The following is a 20,318-nucleotide window of genomic DNA, read 5'->3' as shown; positions in this document are numbered from 1 at the left end:
CCTCGAAGCGGACCTCCGCCTCCTCGCCGGGCTCGAGCGCGACCCGCGCGTAGCCGAGCAGCTGCGCCACCGGCCGGGTCACGCCCGCGACGTGTTCGCGAGCGTGACCCGGCCGGTGGCGCAGCTGCTCGGCTACGCGCGGGTCGCGCTCGAGCCCGGCGAGGAGGCGGAGGTCCGCTTCGAGGTCCCGGCCGCGCGCCTGGCCTTCACCGGACGCGAGGGCGTGCGGATCGTCGAGCCCGGCCGCGTCGAGCTGTGGGTTGGCCCGGACTGCGCGACGCGCGAGACGGAGACGGCGCTCGAGCTGGTCGGCCCGGCCGCCGCTGTCGACGCCTCCTCGCAGCGCCTCGTCGGCACGCGGGTCCAGCGGGCGGGAGCGGGCGTCCCGGCCTGACCCGTGCACAACGCTGGAAGGATCGCTCCGGCGGGCCGTGGAGCCGCGGATCCCGGTGCCCGCGGGGCGATCCTTCCTGCGGTCTGAGCACGGCGCGGCTCCGGCACCGCTCTGGCGCGGCTCGGACGGGCGCGGCAGGCTGGGGGGATGAGCGACGACGCGAAGCAGACCCTCCTCCGCTACCTGCAGGAGGGGCGCGACGCCCTGCTGCAGAAGCTCGACGGGCTCGACGAGTACGACGTGCGGCGGCCGCTGGTTTCGACGGGCACGAACCTGCTCGGCCTGGTGAAGCACGTGGCGGGCACCGAGGCGGGCTACCTCGGCGCCGTGTTCGGGCGGCCGTTCCCGGAGCCGATGCCGTGGATGGAGGACGAGTCGGAGCCGAACTCGGACATGTGGGCGACGGCCGACGAGTCGACGGCCGACGTCGTCGCGCTGTACCGCCGCGTGTGGGCCCACTCCGACGCGACGGTCGCGGCCCTCCCGCTCGACGCTCCCGGGCAGGTCCCGTGGTGGACGAACCGCGACGTGACGCTGCACCGGATCCTCGTCCACATCACCGCGGAGACGCACCGGCACGCCGGCCACGCCGACATCGTCCGCGAGCTGATCGACGGGCGGGTCGGACTCCGGACGCCCGGCGACAACCTCCCGCCGGTGCCGGAGGAGTGGTGGCCGGAGTACCGGGAGCGCCTCGAGTCGCTGGCGCGCGCCGTCCGCGACCGGGGCTGACGTGCCGGCGTCCGTCGGCACCGCGGTCACGCCGGCCCGTGCGGCGCGGCTGCTCGACGAGCTCGATGCCGCGACGGAGGCGGCGCTCGACGTGGCCCTGGGCGGTCGCGGTCGGGGCCGGGACGCCCTGCAGCGGCGCCGCGACGGGGCGTCGCCGGAGGAGCGGAGGCAGCGGGCCGCGCTCGAGCGCCGGGCGTTCAGCGCGGAGGCGGACCCCGCGGCGCTCGAGGAGCTGGCACTGCTGCGGGCGCAGCGCCGCGAGCGGGAGGAGGCGCTCGACGCCGCGGTCGCGGAACTGGCCGCGCCCGCCGGACCCGCAGCGGCCCAGGGCCGGATCGGCCGCGGGACGGCGAGCGGCCGGACCGGTGGGGACGAGACCGGCGAGACCACCGGAGGCGACGACGCCGACTCCCGCACCTCCGCCACGCCCCGCCCGCGCCGCCGCCTCGGGGTGATCGCCGCCCTCGTCGCCCTGCTCGGGCTCGCCGCCCTCGGCACGGCCGCCTCCGTCGCGCTGGCCCCTCGCCCGTCGCTGGAGGTCTTCACCGAGCCCTGGGCCGTCCCCGACGACGTCGCCACGCGCCCGCTGTCGACCCTCGCGAGCCTCCGCGTCTTCCACTGGGGGCCGACGCGCTACCTGGGCAGCATCGCCGGAGTCGACTACTTCGCCACCCTCAGCCTCGACTCCTTCTCGGCCGCGGAGCTCGCCGACGAGTCCGTCTGCCTCTACGGGCTCGCGCGCTCCGACGGCGACGTCGTCGTCACGGACTGCGCGGCGACCGCCGACTTCATCGCGAGCGGCATGACCCTCTCGCCCGACGACTACCAGGGCGACGCGGGCGGCACCGGAGTCGCCTGGGGTCCGACCGGAGGGATCCGCTCGGTCGGCTGAGGCGGCTGGCCCGACTCCACCGGGCTCGCCCGCCGTCCCCGATCAGCCCCCCAGGCCCCGCCCCGTCAGACCCGCCGCGTCGACGCCCGCTCCACCAGCGGCATCGGCACCAGCACCCGCTCTCCCGGAGCGCCGCTGAGCAGCAGCTCGACCGCCCGTAGGCCCATCTCCTCGTGCGGCAGCGCCACGGTCGTCAGCCCGGGGCGGAGGTAGGCGGCCAGCTCGTCGTCGTCGAACGACACCACGGCGACGTCGCCCGGGATCGAGAGCCCCGCCTCCGCGACCGCCTGGTAGGCCGCCTCACGCCGAGCGGCTTCGGGCACGACGGCGCGGGCGGACAGGTCGCCTGCGCCGACCCGGACGCGGGAGTCGGCTTCGCGTTCCTCACCAACCGGATGGAGGGGGTCGGCGACGTGCGCGCGACCCGCGTCGTCGAGGCGCTCGCGACCGCGCTGCGACTGCTCGCTCCGCGCGGACTCTGGCCCCTCCGCGCCACCCCCGTCAAGGGGTGGGGCACCCGGTCGGCGCCGTCCTAGCGTCGGGGGACGGGCCGACCGGAGGGGCAGTCCGGGATCCAGGGGAGGGCGAGATGCAGAAGCTGTACTACGCGAGCGGATTCGTGCTGCTGGGCGACGAGGTGTGCTCGGCGGTCGTCGAGTACGCGCAGGCGCTGGCGAACGTGGGGAAGTCGGACCTGGTCGTGGTGCCGTCGCTCTCGGACGAGGGGCTGCGAGGCGAGACCCGTCTCCTGGTCGGACCGGCCAGCCAGCTCTTCACCAGCCCGGCGCTCGACCGCGGCGTCGACCTCGACGATCCGGAGGCGGTGGAGTCGATGCGCGAGAAGACCCGACGGCTCCAGCCCGCGCGGCCGACCGTGCAGCCGCGCGGCGAGGGCGACGACAGCGAGGACGACGGCGGGACCGACTACCTCTGACGCCTCAGGTGTCGAGCGTGGTGCTGGGGCGCTCGCCGAAGCGGTGGGCGTACGAGGCCGAGAACCGGCCGAGGTGCGCGAAGCCCCAGCGCCGTGCGACCTCGCTGACGCTGACGACTCCGGACTCGCCCGCCCGCAGCTCCTTCTGCACGCCGTCCAGCCGGATCCGCCGCAGATAGTCGACCGCGGTGAAGCCGAACTCGCGCCGGAACTCGGTCTGCAGCGTCCGCAGGCCGATGCCCGCCGCGTCGGCGATCTGCTCGGTCCGGAGCGGCTCGTGGGCGTGCTCGTACATGTACTCGATCGCCTGGCGGAGGCGCCCCGAGCGGGGTACCCCGAGGTCGCCGGGAGTGTCCAGCGTCGAGTGCGGGAAGGTCTCGAGCAGGGCGACGGCGACCGCGCGGTCGGCCTCGCGGCGCAGCAGCGGCGAGCTGTCGGCGTCGTAGATCACCCGGGCGACCGTCGCGACGGTCGCCGACCAGCGCCGCAGCGCCGCGCCCTCGGGCCGTGAGGTGGTGTCGAAGAGGAGGGGGCCGCGGGTGCCCTCGACCTCCTCCGCGATGCCCTCGAGGTACGCGCCGTCGAAGTGGATGAGGTTCTGGCGGTAGTCGTGGAACTCGAACCGGCTGGGGCGGTCGTTGACGAAGACCGCCGGCTGCCCGAATCCGAGGGTCACCGCGTCGCCGTCGAGATCGGTGACGCCCGCGCCGGCGGTCAGCCACGAGACGACGTACTCGCCCTCGGTCTGGATCGAGCCCTGCACGGAGCCGGCGAACTGGCTGCCGCGGAGCGTCACGTCGCCGTCGCCGACGGAGGTGTAGCGGTACGAGAAGTCCTCGCCGGGCTCGACGACGAAGCGGTGCCCGTTGTACGACTGCTCGAAGAGGGCCCGCGCCTGCTCGATGTCACGCCCGCCGATGTCGGAGCGCATGACCTCGTCCTTCTCGTTCATCCCGATCAGGGTCGCACGAGGAGCGCTCCTCACCGCGTGCCCCGAACGGGGAATTCGTTAAGCGGATAAACCAGTCGCGGGTCCGGCGGCGCGGGTCATGGCCTGGACGGTCGCCGCCTGGAACTGCGTGAGCAGCACCACGGTGTGCCGCGCTCCGGCTTCCACGGCGAGCGAGAAGGTGGCGCCGGCCGGAGTGGCCCGCCAGGAGCGGATGTCGCGGGTGCCGACGCGGGTCGAGTCGCCGGTGCCGGCGCTCCGCAGCACCAGGGAGTCGGGCAGCACGCAGAGCGCGCCCGTCACGCCGTCGACAGTGGAGGAGCACTCGAAGCCTGCGTCGTCGTGCACTGCACCGGCGAGCTCGACGAAGTCGGTGACCTCCATCGGCTCGTCGTCGTCGCGCCTGGACACGGCGCGCTCAGGCAGCGTGCGTGAGCCCGGAGGACTCGGGCTGCTGCGCCGGCTCGAAGACGATCCGCAGGCCCCGGCCGCTGTTGGCCTCCTCCATCAGTGCGCGCACCCAGGTGGCGTTGATCGCCGGCATGCGGCTTCCGTGGAACGAGAACTGGAGGGGGATGGTCGGGTGCAGCCAGAGCGTCTGGCGTCCGGTGCCGTGCGCGCTCGAGGCGTCGAGCTGGAAGGCGAACGCCTCGTCGCGGCGGAACTTGTTGATCATGACGATCTGCAGGTGCGCGAGTGCGCGGTCGTCGATCTCGTGCGAGGTGGGGGGAGTGCCGTAGAGGAGAGCGCCCATGGTGCGTGCCGCCGTTCTGTGCTGTGTCGCGGGTGCCGGCCGCGACGGTGAGGTGCCCCGGCGAGTGCCGCCGGGAGGGGGAGTGCGAGATGGTGGGGGTGTTCGTGGGGAGCAGGACCCGGGGTGTGCTGTGCCGCCGAGTCGAGTGTCCGGAGTGTCGATCCGGGGGTGCCGGGCTCCGGGATGTCGAGCCCGGATGCCGTCGCGCCGAGCCGTCGATCCCCGCTGACGCCTGCTCTGCAGGCCCGTGGAGTCGGGCGGTCGGGCCGTCCCTCCGGCTGTTCTCCGAAAGTACGCCCCTCGTTCGGAGGGCGCGTGCCGCTATCCGGAATGCGAAGCAGTGGCCCCGGCCGCCGGGCGGACTCCCAGCCGGGTGACTCCGGGGCTCAGTTGCGGGTGCCTCCGAAGGGCGGTGCGGCTGCGTCGAGACACCGCGCTCGTGCGCGAGACGCCGCAGTGGTGCGTCGGGCGGGTCGGCGGTGTCTCGGCGGGGCGTGTGGAGCGGGAGGAGGCGTGACGGTGCGCTCACTGGACAGGGCGTGCGGCTCCGTCGAGACGCCGTCCCCGCGGCGGTGTCTCGGCGTGCGCGGGAGGGTGCGCTCCTCCGCGAGTCGTCACGCCGCCGCTCCGGCGGGGGCGCAGGCGCTCAGAAGGCGTAGCGGACGCGGCAGTAGGGGAGGCGCTCGGCGAGGAGGGCGCGGAAGCGGTCGAGGCTGGCGCGCTTGAGGTCGCGTCGGTAGCGGATGTTGACGGCGCCGTTCTCGGAGAGCTTCTGCTCCTGGCGCCCCGGCTGCCAGAGCAGCGACTCCGCCTTCGGGTGCCAGCCGAGGTTCACCTCGTGCAGGCCCTCGTTGTGGGTGAGGAGGATCATCTCGGCCGCGAGCTGCGCCTTCGCCCGCGGGTGGAGAACCGCGTCGAACTGGTCGAAGAGCTCGGTCCAGTCCTGCTGCCAGGTCTCGGTGAGGATCACGGGCGAGAAGTTGACGTGCACCTCGTAGCCGGCGTCGACGAAGTCGTTGATCGCCGCGATCCGCTCGGCCATCGGCGAGGTGCGGATGTCGGTGACCTTCGCCGTCTCGGCGGGCATCAGCGAGAACCGGATGCGGGTGCGCCCGAGCGGGTCCCACTCGAGGAGCTCGCGGTTGACGTACTTGGTCGCGAAGGACGCCTTGGCGGTGGGCGACATCCGGAACAGCTCGCAGAGGTCGCGGACGTTCTCGCTCAGCAGTGCATCGACGGAGCAGTCGCTGTTCTCGCCGATGTCGTAGACCCAGGCCTCCGGGTCGCACTGGTTCGCCTCGGCCTTGGGGCCCTGCTTGGCGATGTGCCGGGCGAGGTGGCGCTGGATCTGCTCGATGTTCGTGAAGAGCGTGATCGGGTTGCTGTAGCCCTTCCTCCGCGGCACGTAGCAGTAGACGCACGCCATGGCGCAGCCGTTGGCGGTGGAGGGGGCGATGAAGTCGGCCGAGCGGCCGTTCGGGCGCGTGACGAGCGACTTCTTCACCCCGAGCACGAGCGCCTCCGTCTTGATGCGCACCCAGCGCGCGACGTTCGCCTCGTCGCCGTGCACCTCCGGGATCAGCCAGTGCGACTCGACGGGAACGATCTCGGCGCCCGGCCATCGCGCCACGACCTCCTGCCCGCGGGGCAGCTCGAGCGCGGCCGGCTCGGCGTAGATCCGCCGGATGTCGAGCAGGCGCCGCTCGCGGACCTGCGCGGACGCGGAGCTCGGAGCGGTGTCGGACATGAGTCCGTTCTACCGGCGACCACCGACATCCGCTGAGCAGGGCTGTCGCCCGCCGCGCAGGTCCTCCGCCCGCCTGCAGGAACCGTGGCGCCACTCCCTCAGGATGGAGGCATGCCCTCCTCCGCCGACCGCTTCCGCCGCGCCGCCGTCGAGCTCGCGCAGACCTCCGAGCGGCAGGTCGAGTGGGCGCTCGCCGTCGCGGAGGATGCGCGCCTCCTCGCCCTGATCGACGAGCTGCCCGCGCAGCACCGGCAGCCGTCCCTGCTCTTCTCGGTCGCGCGGCTGCTCGGCGTGCCCGACGTCGACGGCGCCGGATTCGCCGCGTGGCTCCGGAGCGAGTGGGCGCGGGTGGCGCCGATCGCCGCCGAGCGGAGGACGCAGACCAACGAGGCGCTGCGGTGCGTGCCCCTGGTCGCGGCGCTCGAGCGGATCACGGAGCCGGGCGAGCCGGTGGCGCTCGTCGAGATCGGCGCCTCCGCAGGGCTCTGCCTGGCGCCGGAGCGGTACTCCTACGCCTTCACGGCGAGCGACGGCGAGGCGAGGCTCGGGTCGGGCGCGCCTCTGCTGCGGTGCGCGGTGAGCGGAGGCGCGGCACCGGCGCGGCTGCCGGTCGTCGCGTGGCGCCGGGGGCTCGACCTGGCGCCGCTCGACGTCCGCTCGCCCGAGGACGTCGCCTGGCTGGAGGCACTGCTCCCGCCCGACCGCCCGGAGCGGACCGCGCGGCTCCGCTCGGCCGTGGAGACTCTGCAGGACGACCCGCCGACGATCGTCGCGGGCGATGCGGCCGCCGAGCTGCCCGCCCTGCTCGACGCGGTGCCGCCGGGTCTGCGGACGGTGGTCGTCTCGCTCGGGACCCTGGTCTACCTTCCGTGGGCCGCGCGCGAGAGCGTCCTGGCGACGGTCGCCGATCGCGGCGCGAGCCTGGTGACGCTCGAGGCGGAGGCGCTGCTCCCGCACCTCGTCGCCGCGCGCGGGGACCGCACGGCTCGCGAGCCGACGCCGTTCCTGCTCGCCGCCGACGGCGTCCCGCTCGCGAGCGCGGCCGCCCACGGCGGCACCCTCTCCTGGCTGGCCTGAGCCGCGCTCCCGCGCCGGGTGCGGGGTGCCCGAAGCCCGGGAGGCGCCCGGCGCCCGGTGCTCGCTCCGCCCCGGCGCTCGACCCGCGCCCACTGTTCAAGAGTTGTCGCACTCAGCGTCGAGTGCGACAACTCCTGGACTCTCGCGGAGGAGCGAGCGTCGAAGCCCGAAGCCCGAAGCCCGAAGCCCGAAGCCCAAAGCCCGAAGCCCAACGCGCAGCGACCAGCGCTCTGAGCTCAGGCGCTCGGCCCGATCGTCCGCCCACTGTTCAAGAGTTGTCGCACTCAGCGTCGAGTGCGACAACTCCTGGACAGTCGCGAAGGAGAGGGCGTCGAAATGCAGCGCCGAGAGCTCGGAGTCCCGGCGCTCGACCCGCGCCCACTGTTCAAGAGTTGTCGCGCTCGGCGTCGAGTGCGACAACTCCTGGACTCTCGCGGAGGGGAGGACGGCCGAGCGCAGGACTCAGAGCTCAGAGCCAGAGCTCAGAGCGTCCAGCTCCCAGCGCCCAGCGCCCTACAGCCCGTCGACGACGAGTTGCGTCGCGCGCGGGACGTACGAGGTGTTCGTGGTCGGGTCCCAGCCCACGAGCGCGACCGCGTCGCCGCCGACGCGCGCGGTGATGCCCACGAGCGAGAACGGCTTGCCGCCCACGGCTCCGGACACCTTCCAGCCGAGCGTCTCGTCGGCGCCGGTCAGCGTCTGCTCGGTGCGCTCGACGGTCGTCTCGACCGGCACGCCCTGCATCGCGAAGAGCGTCGAGCCGGAGGCGCAGCGCGTGGTCGCGTCGGTGGCGCTCGCGAGGAGCGAGGCGGCCGCGTCGGCGGTGCCGGTGCTCGACACGACGGCGGTCATGGAGCGGTCGGCGCTGGTGCCGTACGAGAGTCCGGCGGCGGGCTGCGCGGTGTCCCAGCCCAGGCCGAACGGCGAGAGGCAGCTCGCGTCGGTCGCGGTGAGGCCGGGATAGATCGAGTCGAGCATCTCCTGGATGCTCGCGTACTCGCCGGGCACGAACTGCACGCCGGTCAGCACGGCGGCCACCTGCTCGCCGGTCTTCTGAGCGGTGTCGGCGGCAGGGGCGGCGGCCGTCGCGGTGGCGGACGGGGCGGCCGACGACGAGGGGAGCGTCGGAGTGAACGGGCGGAGGGTCGACCCGCTCGTCGCGGTCCCCGCGCAGCCCGAGAGGGCGAGCAGCAGCGCGCCTCCGATCAGAGTCGTGCGCAGCAGTGCCTTGGACATCATGTCTCCCCCTTCGCCCGCCGGCGCCGCACCGGGGCGCCTGAGGCTAGCAGAGCCCCGCGTCCCGGAGGCGGCCCGGCGCCGCCCGCAGACCGGAGGCGGCCCGGTGGCACCCGCAGACCGGAGGCGGTCCGGCAGCGCGTGCGGATCGGAGTCGGCCCGGCCCCACTCGCACAACGGAGCCCGGAACTCCGAGCCCACGCCTCCGACGGCCGTTCCCGCCGCCTCCGCTCCGCAGCTCAGATCTCGGTGTGCCCGAGCTCGGCTCCCGCGAGCAGGCGGATCTCCGGCTCGGCGATGCCCTCCAGCTCCAGCACCACGACGCGGTTGCGGCCGACGCGGGTGACCGGCGAGGGGACGATCAGCGTCCGCTGCGGTCCGCGGCGCCAGTAGCGTCCGAGGAGGAAGCCGTTCACCCAGACCAGTCCCTTGCCCCAGTGCAGCGTGTCCACGTACAGGTCGGCCTGCTCGTCGAGGTCGAACGAGCCGGAGGCGAGCTGCGGCCCGGCCGAGAACGCCGGCGCTGCGACGGCCAGGTCGGGGAGGCACTCCAGCGCGAGGGCACGCGCCGCCCAGCCGGTCAGCGGGGCGCCGTCGAGCGTCACGCCTCCGATCAGGCCCTTGTGCTCGCCGATGCGCGTGCCGTAGTTCACCCGGCCCTGGTTCTCGACCAGGATCGCGAGCTCGCCGCGTCCGCTCGGCAGAGTCAGCGCCCGCTCGTGGTGGTCGCGCGCCAGCACGCCCACCGGCACGCCGTCCAGCAGCACCCAGGCGCGGTCGCGCACCTCCTCGCCCACCACGAGGCGGACCGGAGCGGAGGAGCCGTCGAGCGTCGTCGTGAAGAGCACGAAGCCGTCGTCGTGGCCGAGGTCGTCGAAGCTGGCCATCGCGTCGAGGTGCGCGGCCGGTCCGAACGCCTGGCCGAGGCCGAGCAGCGCCGGGCCGGGGACGAGCGGAGCGGTCAGGGCGGGGGCCGGCGGGCGCACCGCGGGCACCTCCTCCGGCACCGGCGCGTAGCGCGCGATGACGTCGCGGAACGCCCAGAACTTCGCGGTCGGGTCGCCGCCCTCGTCGAGCGGGGCGTCGTAGTCGTAGCTCGTCGTGATCGCGGCGTAGCGGCCCTTGTCGTTCGCGCCGCTGGTCAGGCCGAAGTTGGTGCCGCCGTGGAACATGTAGATGTTGACCGAGCCGCCGGCCGCGAGCAGTGTGTCGAGCTCCTGGGCGGAGGCGTCGGCGTCCGTCGTGTGGTGCTGGGTGCCCCAGTCGTCGAACCATCCGCACCAGAACTCCATGCACATCAGCGGGCCGGTGGGCTGGAACTCGCGCAGCGTCGCGAGGCGCTCCGTGGTCCGCGAGCCGAACGAGCCGGTGAGGTGCAGGCCCGGCAGGCTGCCGTCGGCGAGCATCTGCGGAGTGGGCTGGTCGATGGTGGTCAGCGGGACCGTGATGCCGGAGTCGCGGGTCACCCGCACGAGCTCGGCCAGGTACTCCTTGTCGGAGCCGTACGCGCCGTACTCGTTCTCGATCTGCACGAGGACCACGGGCCCGCCGGCATCGATCTGGCGCGGAGCCACGATCGAGTACACGCGGCGCAGGTAGTCACTGACCGCGGCGAGGTAGTTCGGCTCCGAGCGGCGCACGCCCACCTCGGGGTCGCGGAAGAGCCAGGCTGGGAGGGCGCCGTTGTCCCACTCCGCGCAGATGTAGGGGCCGGGGCGCACGATCGCGTGCATGCCCTCGGCGGCGATCAGGTCGAGGAAGCGGCCCAGGTCGAGCCCGGCGTCCTCGCGCCACTCGCCGCGGCGCGGCTCGTGCGCGTTCCAGGCGACGTAGGTCTCGATGGTGTTCAGGCCCATCAGGCGGGCCTTGCGGATCCGGTCGGCCCAGAGGTCCGGGTGGATGCGGAAGTAGTGCAGCGCCCCCGACAGGATGCGGTGCGGGCGGCCGTCGAGCTCGAAGTCGGCGGTGCCGATGGCGAAGCGGCTCTCGGGAGCGGTGGTCATCTGGATCCCCCTCAGGATCGGTGCCCGGTGTGTCCGAGCGTGAGAACGACGCGGGGCCGACCGGAGCGATCCGGCCGGCCCCGCGTCGAGCAGTGGTGCTACTCCGAGACGGTGAAGCCCTGCGCGTTGCCGTACTGGACGAGCTTGCTCTGCCAGTCGGCGAGGCCCTGGTCGAGGCTGGTGCCGTTGGCGTACGCCTGGCCGACGGTGTCGCCGAAGACGCTGTTCGCGTAGACCTGGTAGGGCAGGTACGACCAGCCGGAGCGGACGTCCTTCGAGGCCTGGGTCAGCACCTCGTTGATCTTCTGGCCGCCGAAGTACTCCGACTCCTGACCGGTGAAGTCCGAGCTGTCGAGGTCGGCCGTGGTCGACGGGAATCCGCCGCTCTGCAGGAAGACGTCGACCGAGGCCTGGTCGCTGTTCAGCCAGCGCAGGAACGCGGCGGCCAGCGCCGGGTTCTCGCTCTGCTTGGTGACGGACTGGCCGCCACCGCCGTTCTCGGCGCTGACGGCGGTGCCGTCGTAGGTCGGGATCGGCGCGACGGCCCAGTCGCCGGAGGCGTCGGGGACGCTGGACTCCAGCACGCCGGGCATCCAGGCGCCGGTCACCAGGGAGGCGATGGAGCCGTCGGCGAGGCCCTTGTACCACTCGTCGCCCCAGGCGGGGGTGTCCGAGAGCAGCTTCTTCTCGACGAGCTGGTTCCAGACGCCGGTCCACTTGGCGGTGCCCTCGTCGGCGAGGTCGATCTTCACGTCCGTGCCGTCGGTGGTGAACGGCTCGCCGCCCGCCTGCCAGATCATGCTGGTCGCGAAGCCGGCGTCGCCGGTGTCGGCGGTGATGTACTTCGACGGGTCGGCGGTGTGCAGCTTCTCGGCCGCGGCCACGTACTCGTCCCAGGTGGCGGGGACGGCGATGCCGTACTGGTCGAAGACGGTCTTGTTGTAGAACAGCGCCATGGGGCCCGAGTCCTGCGGGAGGCCGACGAGCTTGCCGTCGATGTTGACGCTGCCCCAGGTGGAGGCGGAGTACTTGTCCTCGAGGTCGCCCATGCCGTACTGCGACAGGTCGAGGAGCGAGTCCGACAGCGCGAACTGCGGCATGGCGTAGTACTCGATCTGGACGACGTCGGGGGCGCCCGAGCCGGCCTTGATCGCGTTCTCGAACTTGGTGTACTCGTCCTTGTTGGTGCCGGCGTTGACGAGCTCGACGTCGACCTTGGGGTAGGCCTTCTCGAACGCGGCGACCTGCGCCTCGGCGCTGGGGGTCCAGCTCCAGTACGTGATCTTGCCACCGGCCTCGAGGGCCGAGTCGAGGTCGGCGGCGGAGCCGGCGCTCGTGGTCGTGCCGCCACCGGAGGTGGACGAGCAGGCCGCGAGGGAGCCGGCGGCCAGGGCCGCGACGGCCGCGACCGTCAGGGTCCGCCTGAGGGCGGAACGGGCGATCTTCATGGTGGTGTTTCCCTTCACTTCTTCGTGCTGCGGGTGCTGTGGACGGGGCAGGACGCTCCGGCCGGGGGATGGGTAGGGGGAGGGCTCAGCCCTTGACGCTGCCGGCGCTCAGACCGGACTGCCAGAAGCGCTGGAGTCCGAGGAAGGCGACGACGATGGGGATGATCGTGAGGAGCGAGCCCGTGATCACGAGGTTGTAGATCGGCTGCGCGCTGACGCCGGTGGCCTGCGCGTTCCACTGGTTGAGGCCGACGGTGAGCGGGTACCAGGTGGGGTCGCTCAGCATGATCAGCGGGAGGAAGTAGTTGTTCCAGGTCGCGACGACCGAGAACAGCAGCACGGTCACGATGCCGGGGGCGAGGAGGCGGATGGAGATGGTGAAGAAGGTGCGGAACTCGCCCGCCCCGTCCATCCGCGCCGCTTCGAGCAGCTCGGTGGGCACCGACTCCACCGCGTAGACCCACACCAGGTACAGGCCGAACGGGCTGATCAGCGAGGGGATGATGATCGCCCACGGGGTGTTGGTCAGGCCGAGCTGGCTGAACATGAGGAAGGTCGGGACGGCGAGGGCCGTGCCGGGGACCGCGATCGCTCCGAGCACCACGGCGAAGACCGCCTTGCGGCCCGTGAAGCGGAACTTCGCGAGGCCGTAGCCGGCGAGCGTGGCCAGGAGCGTCGCTCCTCCGGCGCCGACGACGACGTAGAGCAGGGTGTTGCCGAGCCAGCGGAGGAAGATCCCGTCGCGGTAGCTGAGGGTGTCGGCGATGTTCTGGAAGAAGACGAAGTCGCCGTCGAACCAGAGGCCGAAGCTCGAGAGCAGGCCGGCCTGCGTCTTCGTCGCGTTGATGACCAGCCAGGCCAGCGGCACGAGGCTGTAGAGGATGAAGACCGACATCAGCAGGGTGAAGGCGATCGACTTCTTGGGCTGCACCGAGGAGCCGCGGCGGGCGGCCGGGCGCTTCGGGGCGCGGGCGGGCGTCCGGGGAGCGGTCGCGAGGGCCATCAGTTCTCCTTCCGCGCGCCGCGGAGCTGCACGACGTAGGCGATCACCGCGGTGATCACGCCCATGACGATGGCGACCGTGGCCGACGCGTTGTACTGCTGACCGGCGAAGGACAGGTTGTAGGCGTACATGTTCGGGGTGAAGTAGGTGGTGATGATGTTCGGCGCCAGCGTCCGGAGGATGTTCGGCTCGTTGAACAGCTGGAAGCTGCCGATGATCGAGAAGATCGTGGCGATGACGATCGCGCCGCGCAGGGCGGGCAGCTTGATCGAGCGGATGACGCGCATCGGGCCGGCGCCGTCGATCTCGGCCGCCTCGTAGAGCTCGCCGGGGATCGTCTTCAGCGCGGAGTAGAAGATGAGCATGTTGTAGCCCACGAACTCCCACGTGACGATGTTGCCGATCGAGGCGAGGATCCAGTCGCGCGAGAAGGGCTGGACGACGTCGGAGCCGAGCAGGTCGTTGACGTTCGCGGCCAGGCCGAAGTTGTCGCCGTAGATGAAGCCCCACATCAGCACCGCGACGACCGCGGGGACGGCGTAGGGGAGGAAGACCACGATGCGGAAGAAGCCGGTGCCGTGGAGGCGGCCGCTGTCGATCGCGAGCGCCGCGACGAGGGCCAGCACGAGCATCACGGGGACCTGCACGACGAGGAACAGCAGGACGCGGCCGAAGCCCTCCCAGAAGTTCGGGTCGGTGAAGATCGCGGCGTAGTTCGCGAAGCCGACGAAGGAGTTGCCGCCCACCAGCTGCTCGCGGAAGAGGCTGAGGTAGATCGAGTAGACGACCGGGGCGATGAAGACCAGGAGGAAGACGACGAGGAAGGGGGCGACGAACGCCAGGCCCTTCCACTCGCTCTTCGCCCGCGACTTCGGGGCCGCGAGGGGGGACGCCGGAGGGGCGACCTCGCTCAGCGGGACGGGGGGAGACGTCGTCGTCATGGGATTCCGTTCGGGGAGTAGTGCGGGCCCGTCATGTTCACGTCAACATGGCAGAGCGTCACCGTAGCATGTCCACGTCGCCACCCGCGACTGATCCTGCGTCACGGTTCGGCGCACGATGCACCACGGCTGACGGGCGGCGCGCTATAAAGGGAAGCCCATGTCACTCGAGACCGACCGCCCGTCCCCGTCCACCCGGCCGCGACGCGGCGTCTCGATGGCCGACGTGGCCCGGCGCGCGAACGTCTCGGGCCAGACGGTCTCGCGGGTGTCGAACGGCAAGCAGAACGTCGACGGCGAGACGCGCGAGCGGGTCCTCGAGGCGATGCGGGCCCTCGGCTACCGGCCCAACAGCGCGGCGCGGGCCCTGCGGACGGGCCGCTTCCACAGCATCGGCGTGATCATGTTCACGCTGTCCTCGTTCGGCAACATGCGCACCCTCGACGCCATCGCGATCGCGGCCGCCGACGCGGGCTACTCGATCACCCTCATCCCCGTCTCCCACCCCACCCAGGGCGAGGTGTCGGTCGCGTTCCACCGGCTGAGCGAGGAAGCGGTCGACGGCGTCATCATCATCGTCGAGGCGCACCTGCTCGACGAGGCCGACATCGTCCTCCCGCCGGACCTGCCCGTGGTGGTCGTCGACTCCGCCGGCGGCGAGAAGTACCCGGTGGTCGACACCGACCAGATGTCGGGCGCCCGCCAGGCCGTCGAGCACCTGCTCGGACTCGGCCACCGCACCGTGCACCACATCGCCGGTCCCGACCGCTCCTACTCCGCCGAGCGCCGCCACGAGGCGTGGGAGTCGACCCTGATCGAGCGCGGCGCCCCGGTGCCGGAGGTGCTGGTCGGCGACTGGTCCACCGACTCCGGCTACCGCCTCGGCAAGCGGCTCGCCGCCGATCCGGAGGTCACCGCGATCTTCGCCGCCAACGACCAGATGGCGCTCGGCGTGCTGCGCGCCCTGCACGAGGCCGGACGCGCCGTGCCCGGCGAGGTGAGCGTCGCGGGCTTCGACGACATGCAGGAGTCGGCGAGCTTCTGGCCGCCGCTGACGACGGTGCGCCAGTTCTTCGGCGACACGGGCCGCCGCTCGGTCGACATCCTCCTGCGCGAGCTCGAGTCGGGCGAGCGCACCGGCGTCTCGCTCGTGCCGACCCGCCTCATCGTCCGCGAGAGCACCGGCCCGGCCCCCGCCGCCTCCTGACGCTTCCGCGGAGCCGGCCCGCGGAGCCCGCCCGCCCTTCACGTTGATCGAGGAGCCGGCCCCGCCGGCGTATCGAGATCCCCTGCACCGGACCCCCTCTGCCGCACCCACGCCCCTCCCCGTGCCCGCTCGACCGCGGAGCTCGCGATACTGTGAGCCCTCTCACCCCGGACCTCCAAGGAGACGCACATGTCGGTCGGCCTGCTCGCGGTTGTCGATGACATCCTCACCGCCGCCCTGAAGGCGAGCGCCAAGACGGCGGGCGTCGTGATCGACGACGCGGCCGTCACCCCGCAGTACGTGCAGGGCCTCACGCCCGCGCGGGAGCTCCCGGTGGTCGGGCGGATCGCGCTGGGGAGCCTGTTCAACAAGTTCGTCATCATCATCCCGCTGGCGCTGCTGCTCTCGGCGTTCGCGCCGCAGGTGCTGCCGTACCTGCTCATCCTCGGCGGCGCGTTCCTCTGCTTCGAGGGGGCGGAGAAGGTGCTCGAGTGGTTCGGCGTCTCGCACGGCGGCCACGAGACGGAGGCGCGCGACGAGAAGAAGCTCGTCTTCGGCGCCATCCGCACCGACCTCATCCTGAGCACCGAGATCATGCTGATCGCGCTCGACGGCCTCGACCCCGACTTCGGGATCTGGCCCACGCTCGGCGCGCTCCTGGTCGTCGGGCTCGGGATGACCGTGCTCGTCTACGGCGCCGTCGCGCTGCTCGTGAAGATCGACGACGTGGGCCTGCGCCTGATGAAGAACGCGGCCCGCGGCGTGCGGCGCACCGGAGCGAGGATCGTCGCGTCGATGCCGGTCGTGTTCCGCGCGATCAGCATCATCGGCACGCTCGCCATGCTCTGGGTCGGCGGGCACCTCGTCGTCGCGAACCTCGCCGAGACGGTGTGGCACGGTCCGTACGACCTCGTGCACGTCGTCACCCACGCGGTCGAGGGCGCGGGCCCGGTCCTCGTGTGGCTGGCCGACACCTTCGTCTCGATGATCTTCGGCCTCGTGCTGGGTCTGGTCATCGCGGCCGTCGTGATGGGCGTCTCGCGCCTGCGGACCCGCGACGAGGCGGCCGCGGGGCACTGAGCGGGGTCTCGGTACGCCGCGTGCCGCGGCCGGTCGACCGGCATGGGGGTGCGCGGTCGCTCCACCGGCGCGGAGGTGTGCGGCTGCCCGACCGGCACGGATCCATGCTGATCGAGCAGCCCGCGCCGCGGGCGTATCGGGATCCCACGACGCGCCGCCCGCGCAGCGCCGCTCCGACGGCGAACGACGGACCGCCCCCGTCCCCGGAGGGGCGGAGGCGGTCCGTGTCGGAGGGGGCGTCAGCAGCTGCGGGCCGCGTACGCTCCCGTCGCCACCGAGGTGACCTGCTTGCCGTCGACCGTGCCCGTCGCGGTGACGGTGGCCTGGCCGGCCGGCAGCGAGGCCGCGCGCGTGGTGAACGCGGCGCTGCCGCTCGCGCCGGGCGCGACTCCGGTGACCTGCTTCGACCCGGAGGGCGTCGCGATGGTCATCGAGACCGGCACTCCTGACTCGTTCTTCGCCGCGACGGTGAGCGTCACCTTGCCGGCGATGCAACGGGTGGTCGCCGTGACCGCGACCGCGAGGGCGACGGGCGCCTTCAGGGTCACCGTCACCGTCGTGGTCGAGGTGACGGAGCCGTCGGCCGCGCGGACCGCGATGGTCGCGACTCCGCCGTTCGCCGTCGTCGGCTGGGCGATCCGCACGGTGGCCGCCGAGTCGGTCGCCACTGCTCCGATCACCGGCATCGCCGTGCCCTCGACGGTGACCGCGTAGGAGGTGCGGGCCGGGTCGAACCCGGCGATGCCGGCTCCTCCGACGCGCAGGGCGCCCAGGGTGGCGACCGCGGCGGGCGAGGCGACCGACTCGTAGAGCTTGGTCTCGGCCACGATCAGGTGCGTGTTGTCGTAGGCGTTCATCACGACGCGGAAGGCCTTGGCCGTGACGGGCGCGAACGACGCGATCAGGGTCGGAGCCGTTCCGCCGGCCGGCGACGCGAGGGCCACGGCCGACTCGTAGCCGGGGACCGCGGTCCAGGTCGTGCTGTCGGCGGCCTGGTACTGCAGCTGGTAAGTCTGCGCCCAGCTGGTGCCGCCGTCGGCGAGGAACTGCACCGACACCTTCTCGACCTGGCGGGTCGAGGGGAAGGTGTAGGTCAGCGAGCTCTGCGCGGCCTTGGTGCCGTTGGTCCAGTTCGACCAGCCCTTGTCGCCGTCCACGCCGTTGCGGGTGCGCTCCGGTCCGTAGCCCGACTCCGACGACGACGCGGTCGCGACGATGCCGGCGTCCGGGTTGAAGTTACGGAGCGTGCCCGTGGTGACGAGCACCGTGAGCGTGGCGGGGAGCGTCGCGCCGTCGGCGGTCGCCGTTCCCGAGACCGTCACCTGCCCGGCCCGGGCGAGGGAGGCGGTGGTGAGCGGCGTCCAGTCCCAGACGACCGGCACCGGGAAGGTGCTGGCCGAGGCGCCCACGCGGGCGGGGACCGTCGTCGGGGCCGAGGCCTTCACTCCGGCGACCGAGGCGCCCGCGGCGGCCGTGACCGACACGGGGTCGGTCGCGGTCAGTCCGCCGACGTCGACGAGCGCGGTGACCGTGATCGTCTGGCCGTAGAGGTCGGTCGCGGTGCCGGGCACCTCGACGCGGCCGGTCGCGCCGTACGCCGAGTCGGCGGGGCGCTGCCAGGTGACGGCGAGCGGTGCGCCGGCTCCCCAGGAGTACTGCGGGGTGATGCTCGCGGGCAGGGTCGGAGCGACGCCCGCGGTGGTGCGGACGGCGATCGTCTGGCCGGCGGTCGGGGCGAGGTCGCGGAGGGACCACGACTGGTTCGCTCCGCCGTTGGAGGTGTAGACGCCGACCGACGCGTTGTCGGCGCTGGAGCCGCCGTTCACGTCGAGCGACTGGGCGATCGACTCGGCGACGAGCGAGAAGTTCACGCCGTCGGTGGTGTTGACGATCCAGCGGGTCGCGGCGGTCGTCTTCGCCGCGTCGACGGACAGCGAGCGCAGGTCGGTGCCGGCGGTCGTGGCTCCGAGCACGCGTCCGTCGCCGTTGACGAGGACGACGCGGCGGGTGGCCTCGCGCTCGCCGGCGGCGACCTCGCGGACCGTCCAGGTCTGCTTGGCGGCCGTGGCGGAATCGGTGGCGAGGCCGGTGATCGTGGTCGCGGCGCCCGAGGGGTTGCCGGTCAGGGCCTTGCCGCTCTGGGTGCCGACCAGCTGGTAGCGGTGGCCGTCGCGCAGGGCGGGGGCGGAGTCGGCGACTCCCGAGACTCCGTCGATCGAGAAGCTCGTGACCGACTTGGCGGGCACGGTGATCGTGGCGGTGCGCGAGATGCGGTCGACGCTCACCGGCGTCTTGGCGACCAGGGCGTTGCTCGTGGGAGCGGCGGCCGAGGAGGCCTTCGTGGTGACGTACGGGGTGACCGTCGCGGTGTCGGCGATGGTGCCGAAGCGGGAGAGGTCGAGCACGACGGTCTTCTCGGTCGCGGTGCTGTTGGTGTGCACGACGGTCGCGCCCGAGCCGTCGCCGCGGACGGCGGCAGTGGAGGAGCTGTCGTTGGAGGGCATCAGGTGGTCGCCCTCGTGGATGAACTTGGTGAAGTTCCGGATGGTGTTGAACTTCGAGTTCGTCTCGACGCCGCAGACCGGGGCCTTGGTGGAGTCGCCACCGGCGTCGGCGACGCGGCGGACCGACTTCCAGACCTCGGTTCCGTTCTCCTGGTACGGCTTGCAGTCCAGGTCGATGTAGACGGAGCCCCAGTTGAGGTTCTCGCCCTTGGGCTTGGGCTGCTGCATGTTGTAGTAGTCCTCGACGGGCTGCCAGAGCACCCACGCCTTGGGCTCGAGCTCGCGCAGGTCGTCGTTGATGCGGCCGGCGATGCCGAGGCCGTTCTCCATGTTGGTGGGGTCGAAGCCGGTGACCCAGTTGCCCTCGATCTCGCTCATCCACAGGTCGGTGTCGGCCTGCTTCGCGAGGTCGCGGACCTTGAGGCGGCCCGAGGTGCCGTAGGTGTGGACGTTCATCCGGTCGACCTCGGCGCGGATCGCGGCGGAGTAGGCGGCCCAGTTCGTCGCGAAGATGTCGGGGTTGGTCTCGTCCATCGCGGCGATGCCGGCGTCGGTGGTCGAGGCGTCCAGCGCGGCGGCGACGTCGGGGATCAGACCCGCTTGGCGCGTCGGTCCGACGTGCATTCCCTCCTGGCGTCCGCCGGTCGGGACGCCGTTGGAGAGCTGCGTGCCCCAGTAGTTCGTGTTCGGCTCGTTGAAGGGGTCGAGCGTGTCGAACTCGATGCCGTACTCGTCCTCCATGTGCTCGGTGACCTTCACGAGGTACTTCGCGAACTGCTCCTCGGCGGCGGGCTTCAGCTGCTCGCTGTTCGCGTCGAAGCCGCCCGAGACGTAGCCGCTCTCGGTCATGAAGTACGGGGCGGAGTTGGAGAACGCCTCCCAATGCGAGATCTGCTTCTCCTCGGCGAGCCTCTCGACCCACCAGCGCTGCGTCTCGTCGGCGGTCCAGTCGTAGGAGGCGGGGTCGTCCGCGTTCCACTTCGCCAGGAGCGCATCGCGGTCGGCGAGCTTCGTGGAGGTGCCGCCGTAGGTCGACGCGTCGCCGGCCGGGTTCGGCTTCCACCAGCCCTCGACGGCGCCGCCCGGGCGGAGGTAGTCCTTCACGTCGGAGGCGTTGCCGCCGCCGATGTTGTAGCGGGCGATGTTGAGGTCGAGGCCGCTGTCGCCGAAGACCTTCTGGTAGAGGTCCTCGCGGAGGGCCTCGGGATAGCCGCCGGTCGCGTTCGCGAACCAGACGAGGCTGGTGCCCCAGCCCTCGAACGCCTCACCGGCGGCGGCGGGGTTCGGCGTGATGCGGAACGCGTCCGCGGCCTGAGCGGGGGCCGCTGCGGCGGGGATCGCCAGCAGTGCTCCTGTGGCCAGGGCGGCGCTCGTGGCGAGCGCGGCGACCCTTCTGAAGGACATCGACATTGATGCG

At 72.4% G+C, this 20,318-nt stretch carries 18 protein-coding genes and 2 pseudogenes; 8 read left to right on the top strand and 12 right to left on the bottom strand.

Translation table 11 applies throughout. The annotated features are described in order from the left end of the window. Window positions 1-70 (bottom strand): hypothetical protein (locus tag C5B95_RS18120; protein WP_374954261.1); only part of this gene is annotated, 70 nt, incomplete at its 3' end. 9 nt (window positions 71-79) lie between these two features. On the opposite strand from C5B95_RS18120, the pseudogene C5B95_RS14360 reads away from it, so the two are divergent. The 3 genes and pseudogenes from C5B95_RS14360 to C5B95_RS14350 all read left to right on the top strand — a co-directional run. After that, window positions 80-394, top strand: a pseudogene (locus C5B95_RS14360) (fibronectin type III-like domain-contianing protein); the annotation flags it as partial. A gap of 147 nt (window positions 395-541) precedes the next feature. Further along, window positions 542-1,126, top strand: a complete 585-nt coding sequence (locus C5B95_RS14355) for a DinB family protein (protein WP_104282942.1) — start codon at window positions 542-544, stop codon at window positions 1,124-1,126. Between the two features lies 1 nt (window position 1,127). Then, on the top strand, window positions 1,128-2,018 hold the full coding sequence (locus tag C5B95_RS14350; RefSeq protein WP_104349478.1) for a hypothetical protein: 891 nt from the start codon (window positions 1,128-1,130) through the stop codon (window positions 2,016-2,018). Window positions 2,019-2,083: 65 nt separating this feature from the next. On the opposite strand, the pseudogene C5B95_RS18115 reads toward C5B95_RS14350, so the two are convergent. Then, window positions 2,084-2,398 (bottom strand): annotated as a pseudogene (locus tag C5B95_RS18115) (substrate-binding domain-containing protein); the annotation flags it as partial. On the opposite strand from C5B95_RS18115, the gene C5B95_RS18110 reads away from it, so the two are divergent. Beyond that, complete coding sequence (locus C5B95_RS18110; RefSeq protein ID WP_374954260.1) at window positions 2,306-2,554, top strand: serine hydrolase; 249 nt, start codon at window positions 2,306-2,308, stop codon at window positions 2,552-2,554. The pseudogene C5B95_RS18115 and the gene C5B95_RS18110 sit on opposite strands and share 93 nt — an antisense overlap. A gap of 53 nt (window positions 2,555-2,607) precedes the next feature. Further along, window positions 2,608-2,952 (top strand): hypothetical protein, encoded by a 345-nt coding sequence (locus C5B95_RS14340; protein WP_104223414.1) that lies wholly within the window; start codon window positions 2,608-2,610, stop codon window positions 2,950-2,952. 4 nt (window positions 2,953-2,956) lie between these two features. On the opposite strand, the gene C5B95_RS14335 is transcribed toward C5B95_RS14340, so the two are convergent. From C5B95_RS14335 to C5B95_RS14320, 4 genes are all read right to left on the bottom strand, one after another. After that, the gene (locus C5B95_RS14335; protein WP_104349476.1) at window positions 2,957-3,904 is read right to left on the bottom strand and encodes an AraC family transcriptional regulator; all 948 of its coding nucleotides are present in this window, start codon (window positions 3,902-3,904) and stop codon (window positions 2,957-2,959) included. Between the two features lie 57 nt (window positions 3,905-3,961). Further along, window positions 3,962-4,312: a hypothetical protein gene (locus C5B95_RS14330; RefSeq protein WP_104223412.1), complete on the bottom strand. Its 351-nt coding sequence runs from the start codon at window positions 4,310-4,312 to the stop codon at window positions 3,962-3,964. A gap of 7 nt (window positions 4,313-4,319) precedes the next feature. After that, window positions 4,320-4,655: an ATP-dependent DNA ligase gene (locus C5B95_RS14325; protein ID WP_104349475.1), complete on the bottom strand. Its 336-nt coding sequence runs from the start codon at window positions 4,653-4,655 to the stop codon at window positions 4,320-4,322. Window positions 4,656-5,301: 646 nt separating this feature from the next. Beyond that, complete coding sequence (locus C5B95_RS14320) at window positions 5,302-6,402, bottom strand: spore photoproduct lyase family protein (protein WP_104349474.1); 1,101 nt, start codon at window positions 6,400-6,402, stop codon at window positions 5,302-5,304. Window positions 6,403-6,513: 111 nt separating this feature from the next. On the opposite strand from C5B95_RS14320, the gene C5B95_RS14315 reads away from it, so the two are divergent. Further along, window positions 6,514-7,479 carry a DUF2332 family protein gene (locus C5B95_RS14315; protein ID WP_104349473.1) on the top strand — a complete coding sequence of 322 codons (966 nt, stop codon included), beginning with the start codon at window positions 6,514-6,516 and terminating at the stop codon, window positions 7,477-7,479. A 513-nt stretch (window positions 7,480-7,992) separates the two neighbouring features. Here the strand turns inward: C5B95_RS14315 and C5B95_RS14310 are convergent. The 5 genes from C5B95_RS14310 to C5B95_RS14290 all read right to left on the bottom strand — a co-directional run bounded on the left by C5B95_RS14310 (window position 7,993) and on the right by C5B95_RS14290 (window position 14,110). Next, on the bottom strand, window positions 7,993-8,718 hold the full coding sequence (locus tag C5B95_RS14310; RefSeq protein ID WP_104349472.1) for a hypothetical protein: 726 nt from the start codon (window positions 8,716-8,718) through the stop codon (window positions 7,993-7,995). A 236-nt stretch (window positions 8,719-8,954) separates the two neighbouring features. Further along, on the bottom strand, window positions 8,955-10,718 hold the full coding sequence (locus C5B95_RS14305) for a beta-galactosidase family protein (protein ID WP_104349471.1): 1,764 nt from the start codon (window positions 10,716-10,718) through the stop codon (window positions 8,955-8,957). 98 nt (window positions 10,719-10,816) lie between these two features. Then, on the bottom strand, window positions 10,817-12,166 hold the full coding sequence (locus C5B95_RS14300; protein WP_104349482.1) for a sugar ABC transporter substrate-binding protein: 1,350 nt from the start codon (window positions 12,164-12,166) through the stop codon (window positions 10,817-10,819). An 85-nt stretch (window positions 12,167-12,251) separates the two neighbouring features. Beyond that, a complete protein-coding gene (locus C5B95_RS14295; RefSeq protein WP_258062773.1) occupies window positions 12,252-13,061 on the bottom strand; it encodes a carbohydrate ABC transporter permease in 810 nt (269 codons plus the stop codon). Between the two features lie 107 nt (window positions 13,062-13,168). Next, a complete protein-coding gene (locus tag C5B95_RS14290) occupies window positions 13,169-14,110 on the bottom strand; it encodes a carbohydrate ABC transporter permease (protein ID WP_104223405.1) in 942 nt (313 codons plus the stop codon). Window positions 14,111-14,270: 160 nt separating this feature from the next. On the opposite strand from C5B95_RS14290, the gene C5B95_RS14285 reads away from it, so the two are divergent. Further along, window positions 14,271-15,317 carry a LacI family DNA-binding transcriptional regulator gene (locus C5B95_RS14285; protein WP_146076621.1) on the top strand — a complete coding sequence of 349 codons (1,047 nt, stop codon included), beginning with the start codon at window positions 14,271-14,273 and terminating at the stop codon, window positions 15,315-15,317. 189 nt (window positions 15,318-15,506) lie between these two features. Further along, window positions 15,507-16,397, top strand: a complete 891-nt coding sequence (locus C5B95_RS14280) for a DUF808 domain-containing protein (protein WP_104349470.1) — start codon at window positions 15,507-15,509, stop codon at window positions 16,395-16,397. 239 nt (window positions 16,398-16,636) lie between these two features. Here C5B95_RS14280 and C5B95_RS14275 read toward each other — a convergent pair whose 3' ends face one another. After that, window positions 16,637-20,305, bottom strand: coding sequence for a glycoside hydrolase (locus C5B95_RS14275; RefSeq protein WP_181068094.1), 3,669 nt, complete (start codon window positions 20,303-20,305; stop codon window positions 16,637-16,639). Window positions 20,306-20,318 lie beyond the last annotated feature (13 nt).

The organism is Rathayibacter sp. AY1A7, from assembly GCF_002930845.1.
Classification (GTDB): Bacteria; Actinomycetota; Actinomycetes; order Actinomycetales; family Microbacteriaceae; genus Rathayibacter.
The sequence above is the reverse complement of the archived record's forward strand: the minus strand, read 5'-3'. Positions and strand labels throughout refer to the sequence as shown.